Here is a 15576-nt window from a genome sequence, read left to right as displayed (position 1 = left end):
CGGTCGAGGAATTTGGCCTTCCGATCCGCGAAATCGAGATCTCAAAAGGATCTGTGCGGATCATTGCATCAGACACCAAGGCCGAGCCCGCCCCGAAAGGGGAACGTGCGCCTAAATCTTGGTAAGTGAGTTACGCAATGGTGAAGATTGAATTTCCCGGCCTGCTAATAGAGCGCTTGCCGTCTGGGCAGGTCCGCTATCGGGTGCGCGTCGAGGGCAACAAACGAAAGCGCATTCGGATTAAAGCCGTTCCAGGAAATCCCGATTTCACTGAGCAATACTTCGCTGCACGTGCTGGCATCGAACCAGGCAATACGGTTGCGCCGGAAGCCCGCGCGATCCCACGGTCGATCAACTGGCTTCGCTTCAAGTACCTAGCGGCGATGGAAGACCTGGTCAAAAACGAACTCATGTCACCGGACACGCTCAAACAACGCCGCTCATTCCTAGTACGCCTCGCCAATGAATACGGCGACTATTCCATCGACATGCCGCCAGAGAAGCTTATCGAATATCGCGACAGCATGGCATCGACCCCCGGTGCGGCTGACAACATGGTCAAAACCATTCGGGCAATGTACGTCTGGGCGATAGAGCGCGGGATATGCGACCTGAACCCCGCAGCTACGGTTGGCAAGATCAATCCTGGTAAGGGTGGGGCAAAGCCCTGGACTATTGAAGACCTCAAGAAGTTCAAGCAAGCCCACCCGCCGGGAACAACTGCACACCTAGCACTTACGCTTTTCATGTTTACGGCGTGTCGGATCAGCGATGCAGTGCGCCTGGGGCGCCGGAATGAGATTGAGATTGATGGGGTCCGGGCGATTCGCTGGCAACCCAAGAAAAAGGGATCCGCTGAGGTTATCATCCCCATGATGCCGCCCCTTTACCGTGCAAGTCGCGCCGCCAACGTTTTGGGTGAAACTTACCTTCTGACTGACTACGGGAAGCCGTTCAAATCCCCAGAGGGTTTGCGCAATAGAATGAGCAAATGGTGCGACCAGGCGGGCCTTAAAGGGCTGTCCAGCCACGGCATCCGCAAGGCCACCGGCCACCTACTCGCCCATGAGGGATGCACTCAGTATCAAATCATGACCATACACGGCCACACGCAAGCCAAGACCTCAGAGGTCTATACTCAGGGCGTCGAGCGCTGGCGTTTGGCAGCCGATGCGATGCGAAAACTTGAGGGTATGGATTGGTAAAGTGTCCCACGCCCAATTTTTCGTGGGACACTTTTTAACCTAAGCATATGAAATAAAACAAAAATAGGGGATGGGTGGTAGGCCCGGCAGGATTTGAACCCGCAACCAAAGCGTTATGAGCGCTCTGCTCTAACCGTTGAGCTACAGGCCCCCGTGGGTCCTGATTAGGGGGGGCTGGCGCGATGGTCAAGCCACTTCCCCCTGCGGGCGGGCGCGGGGGCGCGCAAGCTGCCGCTGCGTCACAATTTGGAAATGACGCGGCGTCTTAACGCCCGGTTTCTGGACAAACCCCTGCGCATTGTTTCACGTCATCGAAAACGACACATATGTCATCAGGAGGAGGATCCGATGCTTGGTTCCATGATGCATCAGCAGCTGACCATCAGCTCGCTTATCAGCCATGCCGCCCGTTACCACGCCGCAACCGAGGTGGTTTCTGTGGAAACCACGGGCGAGATTGCCCGCAGCACCTGGGGTGAGGTTGAGGGCAATGCCCGCCGGCTGGCCGCCGCGCTGGAGGCGCTGGGTCTGGAACAAGGCGCGCGCTGCGCGACCATCGCATGGAACAACCGCCGCCATCTGGAGATTTACTTTGGCGTCGCCGGTGCTGGCATGGTCTGCCACACGATCAACCCGCGTCTGTTCCCTGAACAGCTGATTTACATCATCAACCACGCCGAGGATCAGGTTCTGTTCCTTGATCGCACCTTCCTGCCGGTGGCCGCCAAACTAGGCGCACATTTGAAAACCGTGAAACATGTGGTGCTGATGGGGCCGCGTGATGAAGAGGCTGCAGCGCAAATCCCGGGTCTGAAATTCTATGATGAGCTGATCGCCGATGCGGATGCCGATTACGTCTGGCCGGCGCTTGAGGAGACCACGCCCTCCTCGCTCTGCTACACCTCTGGCACCACGGGCCATCCCAAGGGGGTTCTTTACACCCACCGCTCGACCGTTCTGCATTCGATTGGCGGCAACCAGCCCGATGGTCTGGCGATTTCGGCACGTGACAGTGTGATGCCTGTGGTTCCGATGTTCCACGTCAACGCCTGGGGCGTTCCCTATATTGCTGCGGCCACCGGCGCCAAACTGGTGCTGCCCGGTCCAAATCTGGATGGTGACAACCTGGCGGGCCTGATCGACGGCGAAGCGATCACGCTGGCGCTGGGTGTGCCGACCATCTGGATGGGGCTGCTGCAGGCGCTGGAGGCGCGCGGATCGAAAGCTGAAAGCCTGGAACGCACCGTGATCGGGGGCTCGGCCTGCCCGCCCTCGATGATCGAAACCTTCCGGGAAAAATACGCCACCACCGTGGTGCATGCCTGGGGCATGACGGAAACCAGCCCGCTGGGCACCCTGAACAACCTGCTGCAGAAACACAGCGACCTGAGTGTGGCCGAGCAGAACAAGATACGCGAAGGCCAGGGCCGCCCGCCCTATGGGGTGGAGCTGCGTCTGGTCGATGAGGAGGGCAACACCCTGCCCAATGACGGCGAAACCCAGGGCGAGCTGCAGATCCGCGGCCATTGGATTGTCGACAGCTACTTCATGATGGAAGACAGCGCGCTGACCGCAGATGGCTGGTTTGACACCGGCGACGTGGCCACGATTGATCCGGATGGCTACATGATCATCCGCGACCGCTCAAAGGACATCATCAAGTCCGGTGGCGAATGGATCTCAACCGTGGAGCTGGAAAACATCGCCGTGGGTCATCCTGCCGTTGCCAATGCCGCCGCCATTGCCGCCCGGCATGAGAAATGGGACGAGCGCCCGGTTCTGGTTGTGCTGCTGGCCGAAGGCGCCACGGTCAGCGAAGACGAGCTGCTGGCCTTTTACGACGGCAAAATCGCCAAGTGGCAGATTCCTGACAAGGTGGTCTTCACCGATGCGCTGCCGATCGGCGGCACCGGCAAGGTTCTGAAAAACAAGCTGCGCGAGCAGTTTGGCGAGGCGCTGATCAACAGCTGATCTCAGATTGAGGTCTGACATCACCTTGCACGCCGGGGTGACCTCCCCCGCCCCGGCACCCGACTTTGGTCGCAAAGCGCGCCTAACCTTTTGCCTATCTCCTGTCCGAATGGTGCAGCGAAATCGGCCTTTGCGCGCCTGAAATTCGTCACAATTTTACGTAATCTTTCTATAAGGCCCGAGCGATACTTCGTGCCCAAGGATGCAATGGAGAAACGCCCGGACCTCCCTTTTAGAAAGGAGGCCCCAGATGGCCCAGATCGTAAAACCCAATTCGAAAGCCACGCCGCCGCAGGCTGGCGCCACCCCGCAGGCGCCTACTCATGACAAACGCACCCATCATCCGCGTTTTGTGTTCACTGACTTTGCGATGATCTAAAGACCTCTGCTGACAGCTCCCTGTCAGGAGAGAAGAATGCGCGCGTGACCTGATGCGCGCCACGGGTTACACCGGGGCCATGACTGCCAGCATGCCCTCAGAAACCTCCCCCGTGAGCACGATCCGAAACCTCGGCCCCAAGAGCGACGAAGTTTTTGCCCGGGCGGGGATCACTACTGCTGACGCCCTGCGTGAGATGGGCGCCGATGCGGCCTATAAACGGCTGCTGGAAACCGGCAGCAAACCTCATTTCATCGGATATTACGCCCTGGTTATGGGGCTACAGGGCCGGCCCTGGAATGACTGTCAGGGTGATGAGAAAAAAGCCCTGCGCAAGCGGTTTGACGCGTTGAAGGCGGACGTGCGGCCCAAAGATCCCAATTCTGAGATTGAAAAGATCCTAAACGAAATCGGCGTGATCCCCCGCTGATCGCCGCCGACTGATGCGTAGGTTGGGTCAAGGGACGGCCTGCATCTCCTCATGCAGGGTTTGAGCGAACCCTTCTAGCTCGGGCCGTGCCCCCTGCATCCGCTGATAAAGCGCAATGCCGATGCCGCCCAGCTCAGGCAGACCCTCCTCATCCCCCAACCGCCGCAGCGGCGCGACGATGGCCCGTGAGGGCAGAACCGTTGCCGCCAGATCCGCCACCACAAAGGACCGCACCCCCATCGGATGGGGGCTGGAATGCGCGATGGTGCCGCGCCGGCCAATCCGATCCAGCGCCGCAAAGGCATAGGCCCGCAGATCGCGCCCGTCACTCAGAAACACCAGCGGCACCTCCTGATCGGGCTGTAGGGTGAACCCCGGGCCCGCCACCCAGATCAGCTGATCATGTTCGACAAAAACGCGATCTGCCCGTTTGCCCTGATCCATCATCAGCGCCAGATCAATCTCCCCCGCTTCCAGTTTGGGCAGCAGCCCGTCCGAGCGATCGCAGAGAATCTCGATCTTCACATTTGGGTTTTCAGGCGCAAATCCCTTCAGCGCCCGCGCCACCACCGACATGGCCAGGGTCACATTGGTCCCCAGCCGGATGACCCGCTGTTCCTTCGGCGCCTGCATCATCGCCATCGCCTCATCCGAAAGGTTCAGGATCCGCTGCGCATAGGCCAGAAACGCCCGCCCCTCAGCGGTCAGAGACATCGCCTGCCCGCGTCCGCGATCAATCAGGCGCTGGCCCAGCTGCTCCTCCAGCTTTCGGATCTGCGCACTGATGGCCGATTGCACCGTGTTGCGCCGGGCGGCGGCCTCGGAAAAGTTCAGGGTTTCTGCTGCGACAACAAAACTGTCCAGCGCGCGTGGATCCAGCATAAAATCTCCATTTACGATTTATTAAACCAATATAAATCATTTCAAAGATTTCATCCAAGCCCCTATCTGCAGGGTATCCAAAGGATCCTCCCGATGCTCACCACCCTGCCCACCGCCTTCTTCTTCGTCGCTGCCTTGACGGTTGTTCTGACCGGCATTTACAAAAGCGGCTTTGCCGGTGGGCTGGGGGTGATGCAGGTGCCGATCCTGTCGCTGTTTGTCACACCGCAGTTTGCCGCCGCGGTGGTGATGCCGATCCTGTTGATCATGGACATCTGGATTGTCTGGCACTACCGGCGCCACTGGCAGGGCCGGGTTGTTGCGATGATGCTGCCCGGGGCTTTTGCCGGGCTAGCATTAGGCGCAATCGGGTTTTCCTGGATGTCGGCCGAGGTGATCCGACTGGCCGTGGGGATCATGGCCCTGATGCTGGTGGCCGGTTTTGTCCTGCTGGGACCGCCCGCCGCCCGCAGCCGTACAACCCCTGCCCCTGTGGTGTTTTCCCTTGGCGCGATCTCCGGCTTCACCAGCTTTATCGCCCATGCCGGCGGCCCGCCGGTCAAAGGCTACCTCTTGAGCCAGAATATGGAGAAATCGCAGTTTGTTGGCACCAACACGATGTTCTTCTTCGTGCTAAACGCCATCAAAACAGCCGCTTACGCCGGGATGGGCCAGCTGACCTGGTGCAGCCTGCAGGTCAGCGCCATCATCGCACCAATGCTGGTGGCGGGCATTTTTCTGGGCACCTACCTGCACGGCCGATTGGACCAGAATAGCTTTGTGAAGCTGGTCTATGGCTTTCTGGCCCTCACAGGGGTGAAGCTGATTTGGGACAGCGCGCCGATGCTGCTGGGCACCTAACCCGGCCCTTTCACGCAGCGCCTGGCTGATAGCGGCACCCCGCCAGCCGGGCGAACCGCGTCAGCTCCGCCTCCAGTTTGGCCTGACGCGCCTCAGACCATTTCACACCCGCCTCCGGCCAGACCTGACCCAGAGCTAACGTACCGGATTTGCGATCAGCGGTGACCTCCGCCCGACCGACAAAGCGCGCGCCTTCCAGCAGCGGATAGACATAGTAGCCATATTTGCGTTTGGCAGCTGGCACGAACATCTCAACCCGGTAGTCCATGCCAAAGAGGCGCAGCAACCGGTCCCGGTCGCGAATGGCCGGATCAAAGGGGTTCAGGATGCGCAAACGCGAGCTGGGTTTGGCCACGTCAGCCAGACGCGCCTCAATATCAGGGCAGCCCCAGGCATCGCGCCATTGTCCATCTGCGCCTTGCACCGTGACCGGCACAAGGCCGCCCTCCGCGCCCGACAGCCAGGCCCGACATTCCTTGGCGCTCATCGCCTCCCAGAACTTCTGAATCTCGCCAACCGTGGCAAACCCCAACCGCCCCAGTGCCGCGCGGCACAGCCAATCCACCTGATCCGCATCCGAAACCTCATGGCTGCGCAGCGGTTCGGGGAACACGCGTTCCGGCAGGTTATAATATTTGGTGAAGTTCTCGCGGTAGCAGGTGGCCAGTTCGCCCGCATACCACATGAAATCCAGCGCCATTTTATGCGGCGGCTTGGCCCAGGCGTGCTCCGTGCTTTTGGGGCCGGATTCAAACGCATGGGTCGACAGCGCCCCCTCTTTGGCAATCCGCGCCTTGATCTCAGCCCGCGCCTCGGCATCCGGCAGGCCCTTCCACCAGCCCGCCTTGCCCATCTGTTCCGCCTTGCGACGGAACTGGCGCTGCCAATGCGGCAGATAGGCCATCGGCAGGACCGAGGCATCATGGGTGTAATGCTCAAACACCGCCCGATCCTTGGCCAAAAGCGGGTCAAACATCGCCTCACGGTAATTCTGATTGCGCGACCACAGGATATGATGATGCGCCCGCGCCACCACCTGCACCGTGTCCAGCTGCACAAACCCCAATGCTTCGATGATCGCCATCAGATCCAAAGGCCCGGTGGGGGCTTTGGACAACAGATGGCTTTCCAGCCACAGGGCCCGCGCCTGCGGGTTCGAAATCTCCAGCCGCGCCATGCCGCCTACTCCCGCAGCGCTGGCAGGCCGACGCCGGTGCTTTCAAAACCGCCATCCGCCGCCACCACCTGACCGGTGATATAACTAGCCTCTTCACTGCAGAGGAAGGTGATGAGATTGGCGATCTCATCTTCGCTGCCGTAGCGATTGAGCGGAATGGCATCATGATAGGCAGCAATGATCTCAGGACTATGCACCGCCATCGCCAGTTTGGTGCGCACCGGGCCCGGGCAGACGCAATTGGCCCGGATGCCATATTCGCCCAGCTCTGCCGCCTGTTGTTTGGTCAGTTGAATGACCGCCGCCTTGGAGGTGCCATAGGCCACCCGCAGGGTGGAGGCGCGCAATCCGGAAATTGAGGCGATGTTCAACACCGCGCCGCCATGTTTCTTCAACGCCGGCACCGCCGCCTGCGTGCACAGAAACGGACCATCCAGATTGGCCGCCATCACGCGTTTCCAGGCGGCAAAATCACAGTCTTCAATCGGGCCGAACTCCGCCACGCCGGCATTATTGACCAGCGCATCCAAACGACCAAAGCGCGCCAAAACTGCCGCAATCATCGCCTGCACCTGCACCTCATCACTGACATCACAGTGAAAACCTTGTGCTTCAGCCCCAAGATCCCCGCAGGCCAGATCCAGTTCCGCCTGATCCCAGTCAATCAACGCCACCGACCAGCCTTTGGCCAGAAACTGCTTGGCGGTCGCCAGCCCGATCCCGCGCGCCGCGCCGGTCACCACTGCCACTTTGCTCATCAAAATCTCCCTTACTTTGGGGCAACGCTACCCGCCCCGCGCCTGACAAGAAACCCCGTAAAACCCCGCCTTTCATCGTTCCCGAAATACTCTGGGGTGAGGCGCCGCGCGCCGAGGGGCAAAGCCCCACCTGCTCCGCCCGCAACACGACCTCCGCCGCCAAAAAGAAAACGCCCGAGGCAATGCCCCGGGCGCGATCCGTCATCTCAAAGCGTCAGAGGGTGGCTTAGCCAACCAGCTCCAGGCCCGAGAAGAAGTATGCGATTTCTTCAGCAGCGGTTTCCGGTGCGTCCGAACCGTGAACCGAGTTTTCGCCGATCGACAGGGCGAACTCTTTACGGATGGTGCCTTCGTCTGCTTCGGCAGGGTTGGTGGCACCCATGACTTCGCGGTTTTTCGCGATGGCGTCTTCGCCTTCCAGAACCTGAACAACGATTGGCTCGGAGGCCATGAATTCGCACAGTTCGTCGTAGAACGGACGCTCAGCGTGTACCGCGTAGAACACACCAGCCTGAGCTTTGGTCAGGTGGATGCGCTTCTGGGCAACGATGCGCAGGCCAGCGGCTTCGAATTTGGCGTTGATGGCGCCGGTCAGGTTACGCTTGGTGGCGTCGGGTTTGATGATCGAGAAGGTGCGTTGTACAGCCATCGTGATGTCCTCAAGGTCAAAGACCGGACCCAATGCCCGGCCGCGTTTAATTTCTGGCGCCTGCTAGCACGGCAAAAGGCGTTTGAAAACCCTGTTGCAAGGGCTTCAGGCGGATTGCCGTTCAAGCTGCGCCACCTTCCACGCCGACAAAAGCGCCAGCGCGCCACAGGCGGCCATCGACAGCATCAGCATTTCGGCGCCGTTTTCCCCTGCCACAAGGGTGGAAACCAGCGGCGTCAGCACCGCGCCGATGACAACCCCCACAGCGCCAGACAGCCCAGAGGCGGATCCGGCCAGATGGGGCGCAACGCTCATCACGCCAACATTCGCACCGGGCAGCGTCAGACCGTTGCCAAGGCCAAGGGCAACCGCACCGGCAAACATCACGCCGGGGTGCAACAGCCCAAGCGCCATAAGCAGCGCCGCCAACAGACAGCCCAGCATCGACAGCCAGCGCCCCCAGAGGATCAGCCGCAGCGAGCCAAACCGCGCGCCCAACCGCGTGGTCACCAGATTGCCCATGAGAAACCCAACCGCCGTGGCCCCCATCATCAGGCCAACCGTCGCGGTAGAGAGGTCAAAGATCTCCTCCCCCACCAGCGGTGCGCCGGCCAGATAGGCGTAGAAGCCACCCAGCGAAAACACCAAAACACCCGAATAGGCCCAGAAAGATCCCGACCGCAGCACCTCAGGATAGGCGCGGAACTGGGCGGCAAAACTGGCCTGTTTCAACTGGTTCGTTTCCCCCAGATCGGCCCAGCACAGGACAAATACCGCCGCGCCGCTGAGCGCCAGCAGGTAAAACACCGACCGCCAGCCAAACAGGCTGTCAAGGATACCGCCCACCAGCGGTGCAATCAGGGGTGCCAGCGCCATGGCGGCGCCAATCTGGGCGATGCGCTTTGCGGCTTCCTGCGGGGCATAGACGTCACGCACAATTGCCCGGCCCAGCACCATGCCCGACACCACGCCCCCCTGCAGCATGCGAAACCCCAAAAAGGCCCAAACATCCTGCGACAGCGCACATCCAAGTGAGGCAATCACAAAGACAACCAAGCCCACCAGCAACACAGGCCGCCGCCCATAGCGGTCAGACAAGGGCCCCATGATCAGCTGCAACACCGCCGAAACCAGCAGAAACGCCGATATCGACAGCGCAACCAGCGTGTAGCTTACGCCAAACTCTTCCGCGATCCCCCCCAGCGAGGGCAGAAAGATATTGAGCGACATCACCGCGACCGAGGTCAGCAAGATCAAAGTGACCAGATGCGGCTTTGAGGTGGCGGGGGCCATCGGCGTCCTTTCTCAACAATCACAGGGCGTTTCACCCGGTGGTCGTTAACACATGTATGACCTGCCCCTGCTAGCCGTCCCGCGGCACGGGTGCAATACCGTAGCGCCTGCAAATGTGCTGCCCCGTGACTTGCAGATCCGGCAATTGACTTGGGCGCACCGCTCTGGCACTCCGCCCCTCATGCTACGGATCCAAGACATCAGCTACTCCATCGAAGGCCGCCCCCTGTTTGAAGGGGCCAGCGCCACCATTCCCACCGGTCACAAGGTCGGTTTGATTGGCCGCAATGGCGCCGGAAAAACCACCCTTTTCAATCTGATCCGGGGTGATCTGCATCTGGATGGCGGCAGCATCGAACTGCCCGCCCGCGCCCGCATCGGCGGCGTCGCACAGGAGGTGCCGGGCAATGAGGTCTCACTGATTGACACGGTACTGGCAGCAGATACCGAACGCGCCGCTCTGATGGCCGAAGCCGAAAGCGCCACCGATCCCAATCGCATCGCTGAGGTGCAAACGCGGCTTGCCGATATTGACGCCTGGTCGGCGGAGGCGCGGGCCTCCAACATCCTGCGCGGGCTGGGATTTGATGCCGAAGAGCAGAAAATGCCCTGCTCTGCCTTTTCCGGTGGCTGGCGGATGCGCGTGGCCCTGGCGGCGGTGCTGTTTTCTGAGCCTGATCTGCTGCTTCTCGATGAACCGACCAACTATCTCGACCTTGAAGGTGCGCTGTGGTTGGAAAACTACCTGACCAAATACCCCCATACGGTGCTGATCATCAGCCACGACCGCGAATTGCTCAATCGCGCGGTCGGCTCGATCCTGCATCTGGAGGGGCGGCAGCTGACCTATTACACCGGCCCCTATGACCAGTTCGCCGCCCAACGTGCGGCGCAGCGTGCGGTGCAATCGGCCGCGGCCAAGAAACAAGAAGCGCAGCGCGCCCATTTGCAAAGTTTTGTTGACCGTTTCAAAGCCAAGGCAACCAAAGCCAAACAGGCGCAAAGCCGCGTGAAGATGCTGGAAAAGATGGAGATTATTCGCGCCCCAGAAGATGCCGCGCGCACCGTCTTTACCTTCCCGGAACCCGAAACCCTGTCACCGCCCATCATCTCCACCCAGGATGCATCGGTGGGCTATGACGGCACCGCGGTTCTGAAACGGCTGAATCTGCGCATCGATCAGGATGATCGCATCGCCCTGCTGGGCAAAAACGGTCAGGGCAAATCGACCCTCGCCAAGCTGCTATCGGACCGTTTGGACCCGCTGGATGGCGGGATCAGTCGATCCTCAAAACTGCGCATCGGTTTTTTTGCCCAACATCAGGTGGATGAGCTGCACGTCGATGAAACCCCACTGCAGCACCTGCAGCGGGAACTGCCCGATCAACACCCCAGCAAACTGCGGGCAAAACTTGCCGGCTTTGGCCTGATGGCCGATCAGGCTGAGACCGAGGTGGGCCGGCTGTCAGGTGGCCAGAAAGCACGCCTTTCGCTGCTGCTGGCCACCCTGCCCGCGCCGCAACTGCTGATCCTTGACGAACCGACCAACCACCTCGACATCGAAAGCCGTGAGGCGCTGGTGGAAGCGCTCAGCGCCTATGGCGGTGCGGTGGTTTTGGTCAGCCATGACATGCATCTGCTGTCGATGGTGGCGGACCGCCTGTGGCTGGTCAAAGACGGTGCGGTGAAACCCTATGAGGAAGATCTGCAAGCCTATCGCCAGATGTTGCTACAGGCCGATACCCCACCAAAAGCCGAAAAGCCCAAACCCACCGCCCCCAAACGCGCCAGCCGCGATCAGATCCTCGCCCTGCGGTCCGACGCGCGCAAATGCGAGGAGCGGATCGAAAAATTGTCTGAGATGGAAGAAAAGCTGCAGGCGCGCCTTGCCGATCCCGCCCTGTTTACCGATCGCAAAGACGAAGCGGTCATGCTGCAAAAGAAATATGCCGAGCTGAAAGAGGCGATGGAGCGCGCCGAAAAATTGTGGATGGTGGCACTGGAAAAGCTGGAGCGCGCTGAAAACGCCTGAGAAACGCACCTGTCCAGCCAGACCAGCCACTTTCAATGTTCCCTAAGTACTCTAGGGTGAATGCGGTCAAAATCCCATTTTGAACGCAGAGGGGCAACGCCCCTCCCCTGCCCCTCCCTGGCCCCCCCCCCGCCAGAAACGAGAGCCAACTTTGCCATTGCATCTGCCTCGGGCTTGGCCAATCGTGGCAATTGAACCAAGACCCGACGCCCAAACCGAAGGCCAATCATGGACACCGCATTTCTGATCACCGGCTTTGTCACCCTGTTTGTGATCATGGACCCCATCGGCCTGGCCCCGATTTTTGTGGCGCTGACCCAAGACATGTCGCCGGAAAAACGCCGCGCCATTGCAATCCGCGCTTGTGTGACCTCTGGCCTCTTGCTGTCGCTCTTTGCCATTTTTGGTGAGGCGGTTCTGGGATTTGTTGGCATTTCGATGCCCGCCTTCCGCATCGCGGGCGGCATCCTGTTGTTCCTGACCGCGCTGGACATGCTGTTTCAACGTCGCACCAAACGGCGGGAGGATCAGGCGGAAGAGGAAGATCACGCAGATGACCCCTCCATTTTCCCGCTGGCGATCCCGCTGATTGCCGGTCCCGGCTCCATCGCTACGGTGATCCTGCTGGCCGGTCAGCAGCCGGGCTTTGGCGGGTTGTCGATGGTTCTGGCAATCATGCTTGTGGTGCTCCTGATCTCCATGGCGCTGTTCCTGTCTGCGGGCCTTTTGGAACGGGCGCTGGGCAAGACTGCGATCAATGTGATCACCCGGCTTCTGGGCATGTTGCTGGCCGCACTTTCGGTGCAATTTGTGCTGGATGGGCTGAAGGCGTTCGGCTTCACCGGATAAGCGCGTTTCAGGGACCAATTCACCGGTATTTTTGCCCCACAATCCGCCGCTTAACCACACAAGCATTGCAGCCCACATCCTGCCTCTGTTATACAGAAAACAACAAAATATAGACCAATAAAGCAGAGTGGCCGAGACGTGAGCGATACGCCCCAGACTCCTGAAAACGAAGAAGAAAAACCGCGCGAGCGCATGGCTTTTGACGGGCCTTCCGTTTCGATCACCGATGAGATGCGCAATTCCTATCTGGATTATGCGATGAGCGTGATCGTCAGCCGGGCGATTCCGGACCTGCGTGACGGTCTGAAACCGGTTCACCGCCGGATTCTTTACGCCATGCATGAGACCGGAAACACCCATGAAAAGGCCTATCGCAAGTCGGCCCGTCCGGTGGGTGATGTGATGGGTAAATATCACCCCCATGGCGACAGTGCGATCTATGACGCGCTGGTGCGGATGGCGCAGGATTTCTCGATGTCGCTGCCGCTCTTGGACGGTCAGGGGAACTTCGGCTCGATGGACGGCGATAACCCGGCCGCGATGCGTTACACTGAGGTGCGGATGGACAAGCCGGCCGCCTTTGTGCTGGCCGACATCGAAAAAGACACCGTTGATTTTCAGGACAACTATGATGGCAAGGATCAGGAACCGACCGTTCTGCCGTCGCGTTTCCCCAATATGCTGGTCAATGGCGCTGGCGGTATTGCGGTGGGTATGGCCACCAATATCCCGCCGCACAACCTGGGTGAGGTGATCGATGCCTGTCAGGCCCTGATCGAGGATCCGGATCTGACCAGCGAACAGCTGATCAACTATGTGCCCGGCCCCGACTTCCCGACCGGTGGCATCATGCTAGGCCGCTCTGGCGCGCGCAAAGCCTATCTTGAGGGCCGCGGCAGCGTCATCATTCGCGCCAAGACCCGCGTCGAAGAGATCCGCAAAGATCGCTACGCCATCATCGTGGATGAGATCCCCTATCAGGTGAACAAAGCGTCGATGATCGAAAAGATCGCCGAGCAGGTGCGCGAAAAGCGCATTGAGGGCGTTGCCCACGTGCAGGATGAATCGGACCGCAACGGCGTCCGTGTGGTGGTGGAGCTGAAGCGCGACGCGACCCCGGATGTGGTGCTGAACCAGCTGTTCCGCTTCACCCCGATGCAGACCTCTTTCGGCTGTAACATGCTGGCGCTGAATGGCGGCCGCCCCGAACAGCTGACACTGCGCCGGTTCCTGACCTGCTTCCTTGATTTCCGCGAAGACGTTGTCGCGCGCCGCACCGCCTATGAGCTGCGCAAAGCACGTGAACGAAGCCACATTCTGTGTGGTTTGGCCGTGGCTGTTTCCAACGTGGATGAGGTTGTGGCGACCATCCGGTCCTCGGCCGATGCAGCCGAAGCCCGTGAGAAGCTGATGACCCGCCGCTGGCCGGCGCAGGAGATCGGTGAATACATTCAGCTGATCGACGATCCGACTCATAAGATGAACGAGGACGGGACCTATAACCTGTCTGAAACCCAGGCCCGCGCCATTCTGGAACTGCGCCTGCAGCGTCTGACCCAGATCGGTGTGAAAGAAGTCACCGATGAGCTGCAGGAGCTGGCCGAGAAGATCCGCGAATGCCTGGAGATCCTGGCCTCACGCGAACGCATTCTGGCGATCATCAACGAAGAACTGGCTGAGGTGAAAGAGAAATTCGCCGTTGGCCGCCGCACCGAGATCGTGGATTGGTCCGGTGACATGGACGATGAAGACCTGATCGAACGTGAAGATATGGTCGTGACCATCACCTCGGGTGGTTACATCAAGCGGACCCCGCTGGCTGACTTCCGCGCGCAGAAACGCGGCGGTAAGGGCCTCAGCGGTATGCAGACCAAAGAAGAGGATGTTGTCACCAACCTCTTTGTGGCCAACACCCATACGCAGCTGTTGTTCTTCACCACCGATGGCATGGCCTACAAGCTGAAGACCTGGCGCTTGCCGCTGGGGGGTCGTACCGCCAAAGGCAAGGCGATTGTGAACATCCTGCCGATCCCAACCGGCGTGTCGATTGCTGCGATCATGCCGGTTGACCGGGCTGAGGATGAATGGGCCGATCTGCAGGTGGTCTTTGCCACCTCGGCAGGCACCGTGCGCCGCAACCGCCTGTCGGATTTCACCAATGTGAAATCCAACGGTAAGATCGCCATGAAGTTTGAGGATGATCACGCTGACACCCGCCTGATCAATGCCCGCATCTGTTCTGAAGAGGATGATGTGATGCTGGTCACCAACTCGGGCCGGGCGATCCGTTTCCCGACGACTGAGGTGCGCGTGTTCAACTCGCGTGCGTCGGTGGGTGTGCGCGGCATCAAGCTGAACGGCGATGATGAGGTTGTGTCGATGTCGGTGATCCGCCACTTCGATGCCACATCCGAAGAACGTGCCGCCTACCTGAAGATGCGCCGAGCCGTGGCCGGTCTGGCCGATGATGCCGAAGGGGGCGATGAAGATGACGTGCCCGCCGGTGAGCTGAGCCAGGAACGCTACGCCGAAATGTCGGCGGTGGAAAACCTGATCCTGACCATCACCGAAAGCGGCGCGGGCAAGCTGAGCTCCAGCCATGACTATCCGGTGCGTGGCCGTGGTGGTCTGGGTGTGGCCGCGATGGACAAGGCAATGCGCGGCGGTGCGCTTGTGGCCTCCTTCCCGGTTGAGATGGACGATCAGGTGATGCTCGCCACCTCCAAGGGACAGTCGATCCGGGTGCCGGTTGACGGTATCTCATTCCGCTCCCGCTCCGCCGGTGGCGTGCGGGTGTTCAACACCGGCAAGGGCGAGACGGTTGTCTCTGTTGCCCGGGTTGTCGAACAGGACGACGACGAAAACGGCGCAGAGGATCAGGCCGAGAGCTGATCTTCACGACATCACAGAGATTGAAAAGCCGCCCTTCGGGGCGGTTTTTTTGTTGGATGAAAGCGTAGGTTCGTGCCCGATCCCGAGGGCGGGCCTGAGGAACACGCAAACGCTCCAACCATCGAAACGGTCTGCCTTGCCGACTCGGCGCAAATTCGTGCCCGCCTTTGGGGGCGGGGTCGGGCACGAACCGGTTCA

13 protein-coding genes and 1 tRNA gene are annotated in these 15576 nt (G+C 60.2%); 8 read left to right on the top strand and 6 right to left on the bottom strand.

All coding sequences use genetic code 11. From position 1 onward, the window contains the following. Nucleotides 1–137: 137 nt before the first annotated feature. Entirely contained in the window at nucleotides 138–1205 is a 1068-nt protein-coding gene (locus ACORLH_RS08630; RefSeq protein WP_321832281.1) for a tyrosine-type recombinase/integrase, read from the top strand. 75 nt (nucleotides 1206–1280) lie between these two features. Here the strand turns inward: ACORLH_RS08630 and ACORLH_RS08625 are convergent. Further along, nucleotides 1281–1356: transfer RNA gene (locus ACORLH_RS08625), tRNA-Ile, on the bottom strand. Between the two features lie 197 nt (nucleotides 1357–1553). Here ACORLH_RS08625 and ACORLH_RS08620 point away from each other — a divergent pair. From ACORLH_RS08620 to ACORLH_RS08610, 3 genes are all read left to right on the top strand, one after another. Continuing rightward, nucleotides 1554–3176, top strand: a complete 1623-nt coding sequence (locus tag ACORLH_RS08620; RefSeq protein WP_321832279.1) for a long-chain-fatty-acid--CoA ligase — start codon at nucleotides 1554–1556, stop codon at nucleotides 3174–3176. 250 nt (nucleotides 3177–3426) lie between these two features. Continuing rightward, nucleotides 3427–3555 carry a hypothetical protein gene (locus ACORLH_RS08615; protein ID WP_321832277.1) on the top strand — a complete coding sequence of 43 codons (129 nt, stop codon included), beginning with the start codon at nucleotides 3427–3429 and terminating at the stop codon, nucleotides 3553–3555. Nucleotides 3556–3646: 91 nt separating this feature from the next. Next, the gene (locus ACORLH_RS08610; protein ID WP_321832798.1) at nucleotides 3647–3985 is read left to right on the top strand and encodes a TfoX/Sxy family protein; all 339 of its coding nucleotides are present in this window, start codon (nucleotides 3647–3649) and stop codon (nucleotides 3983–3985) included. 27 nt (nucleotides 3986–4012) lie between these two features. On the opposite strand, the gene ACORLH_RS08605 is transcribed toward ACORLH_RS08610, so the two are convergent. After that, nucleotides 4013–4867, bottom strand: a complete 855-nt coding sequence (locus ACORLH_RS08605) for a LysR family transcriptional regulator (RefSeq protein WP_321832276.1) — start codon at nucleotides 4865–4867, stop codon at nucleotides 4013–4015. A gap of 93 nt (nucleotides 4868–4960) precedes the next feature. On the opposite strand from ACORLH_RS08605, the gene ACORLH_RS08600 reads away from it, so the two are divergent. Beyond that, nucleotides 4961–5728: a sulfite exporter TauE/SafE family protein gene (locus ACORLH_RS08600; RefSeq protein ID WP_321832275.1), complete on the top strand. Its 768-nt coding sequence runs from the start codon at nucleotides 4961–4963 to the stop codon at nucleotides 5726–5728. 10 nt (nucleotides 5729–5738) lie between these two features. Here the strand turns inward: ACORLH_RS08600 and ACORLH_RS08595 are convergent, their stop codons facing one another. From ACORLH_RS08595 to ACORLH_RS08580, 4 genes are all read right to left on the bottom strand, one after another. Continuing rightward, nucleotides 5739–6905 (bottom strand): winged helix-turn-helix domain-containing protein, encoded by a 1167-nt coding sequence (locus tag ACORLH_RS08595; RefSeq protein WP_321832274.1) that lies wholly within the window; start codon nucleotides 6903–6905, stop codon nucleotides 5739–5741. A gap of 5 nt (nucleotides 6906–6910) precedes the next feature. Continuing rightward, nucleotides 6911–7663, bottom strand: coding sequence for an SDR family oxidoreductase (locus ACORLH_RS08590; RefSeq protein WP_321832273.1), 753 nt, complete (start codon nucleotides 7661–7663; stop codon nucleotides 6911–6913). A 226-nt stretch (nucleotides 7664–7889) separates the two neighbouring features. Then, nucleotides 7890–8312, bottom strand: a complete 423-nt coding sequence (gene ndk, locus ACORLH_RS08585; protein ID WP_058244051.1) for a nucleoside-diphosphate kinase — start codon at nucleotides 8310–8312, stop codon at nucleotides 7890–7892. A gap of 105 nt (nucleotides 8313–8417) precedes the next feature. Then, entirely contained in the window at nucleotides 8418–9605 is a 1188-nt protein-coding gene (locus ACORLH_RS08580; RefSeq protein WP_321832271.1) for a multidrug effflux MFS transporter, read from the bottom strand. A 181-nt stretch (nucleotides 9606–9786) separates the two neighbouring features. Between ACORLH_RS08580 and ACORLH_RS08575 the strand changes: the two genes are divergently transcribed. The 3 genes from ACORLH_RS08575 to gyrA all read left to right on the top strand — a co-directional run bounded on the left by ACORLH_RS08575 (nucleotide 9787) and on the right by gyrA (nucleotide 15378). Continuing rightward, nucleotides 9787–11637: an ABC-F family ATP-binding cassette domain-containing protein gene (locus ACORLH_RS08575; protein WP_321832270.1), complete on the top strand. Its 1851-nt coding sequence runs from the start codon at nucleotides 9787–9789 to the stop codon at nucleotides 11635–11637. Nucleotides 11638–11865: 228 nt separating this feature from the next. Then, a complete protein-coding gene (locus ACORLH_RS08570) occupies nucleotides 11866–12486 on the top strand; it encodes a MarC family protein (RefSeq protein ID WP_321832269.1) in 621 nt (206 codons plus the stop codon). A gap of 138 nt (nucleotides 12487–12624) precedes the next feature. Beyond that, nucleotides 12625–15378 carry a DNA gyrase subunit A gene (gyrA, locus tag ACORLH_RS08565; RefSeq protein ID WP_321832268.1) on the top strand — a complete coding sequence of 918 codons (2754 nt, stop codon included), beginning with the start codon at nucleotides 12625–12627 and terminating at the stop codon, nucleotides 15376–15378. Nucleotides 15379–15576: the final 198 nt, after the last annotated feature.

Origin of the sequence: Thalassovita sp., assembly GCF_963691685.1 — a bacterium.
GTDB lineage: Bacteria > Pseudomonadota > Alphaproteobacteria > Rhodobacterales > Rhodobacteraceae > Thalassobius.
This window is presented reverse-complemented; position numbering and strand designations above follow the sequence as displayed.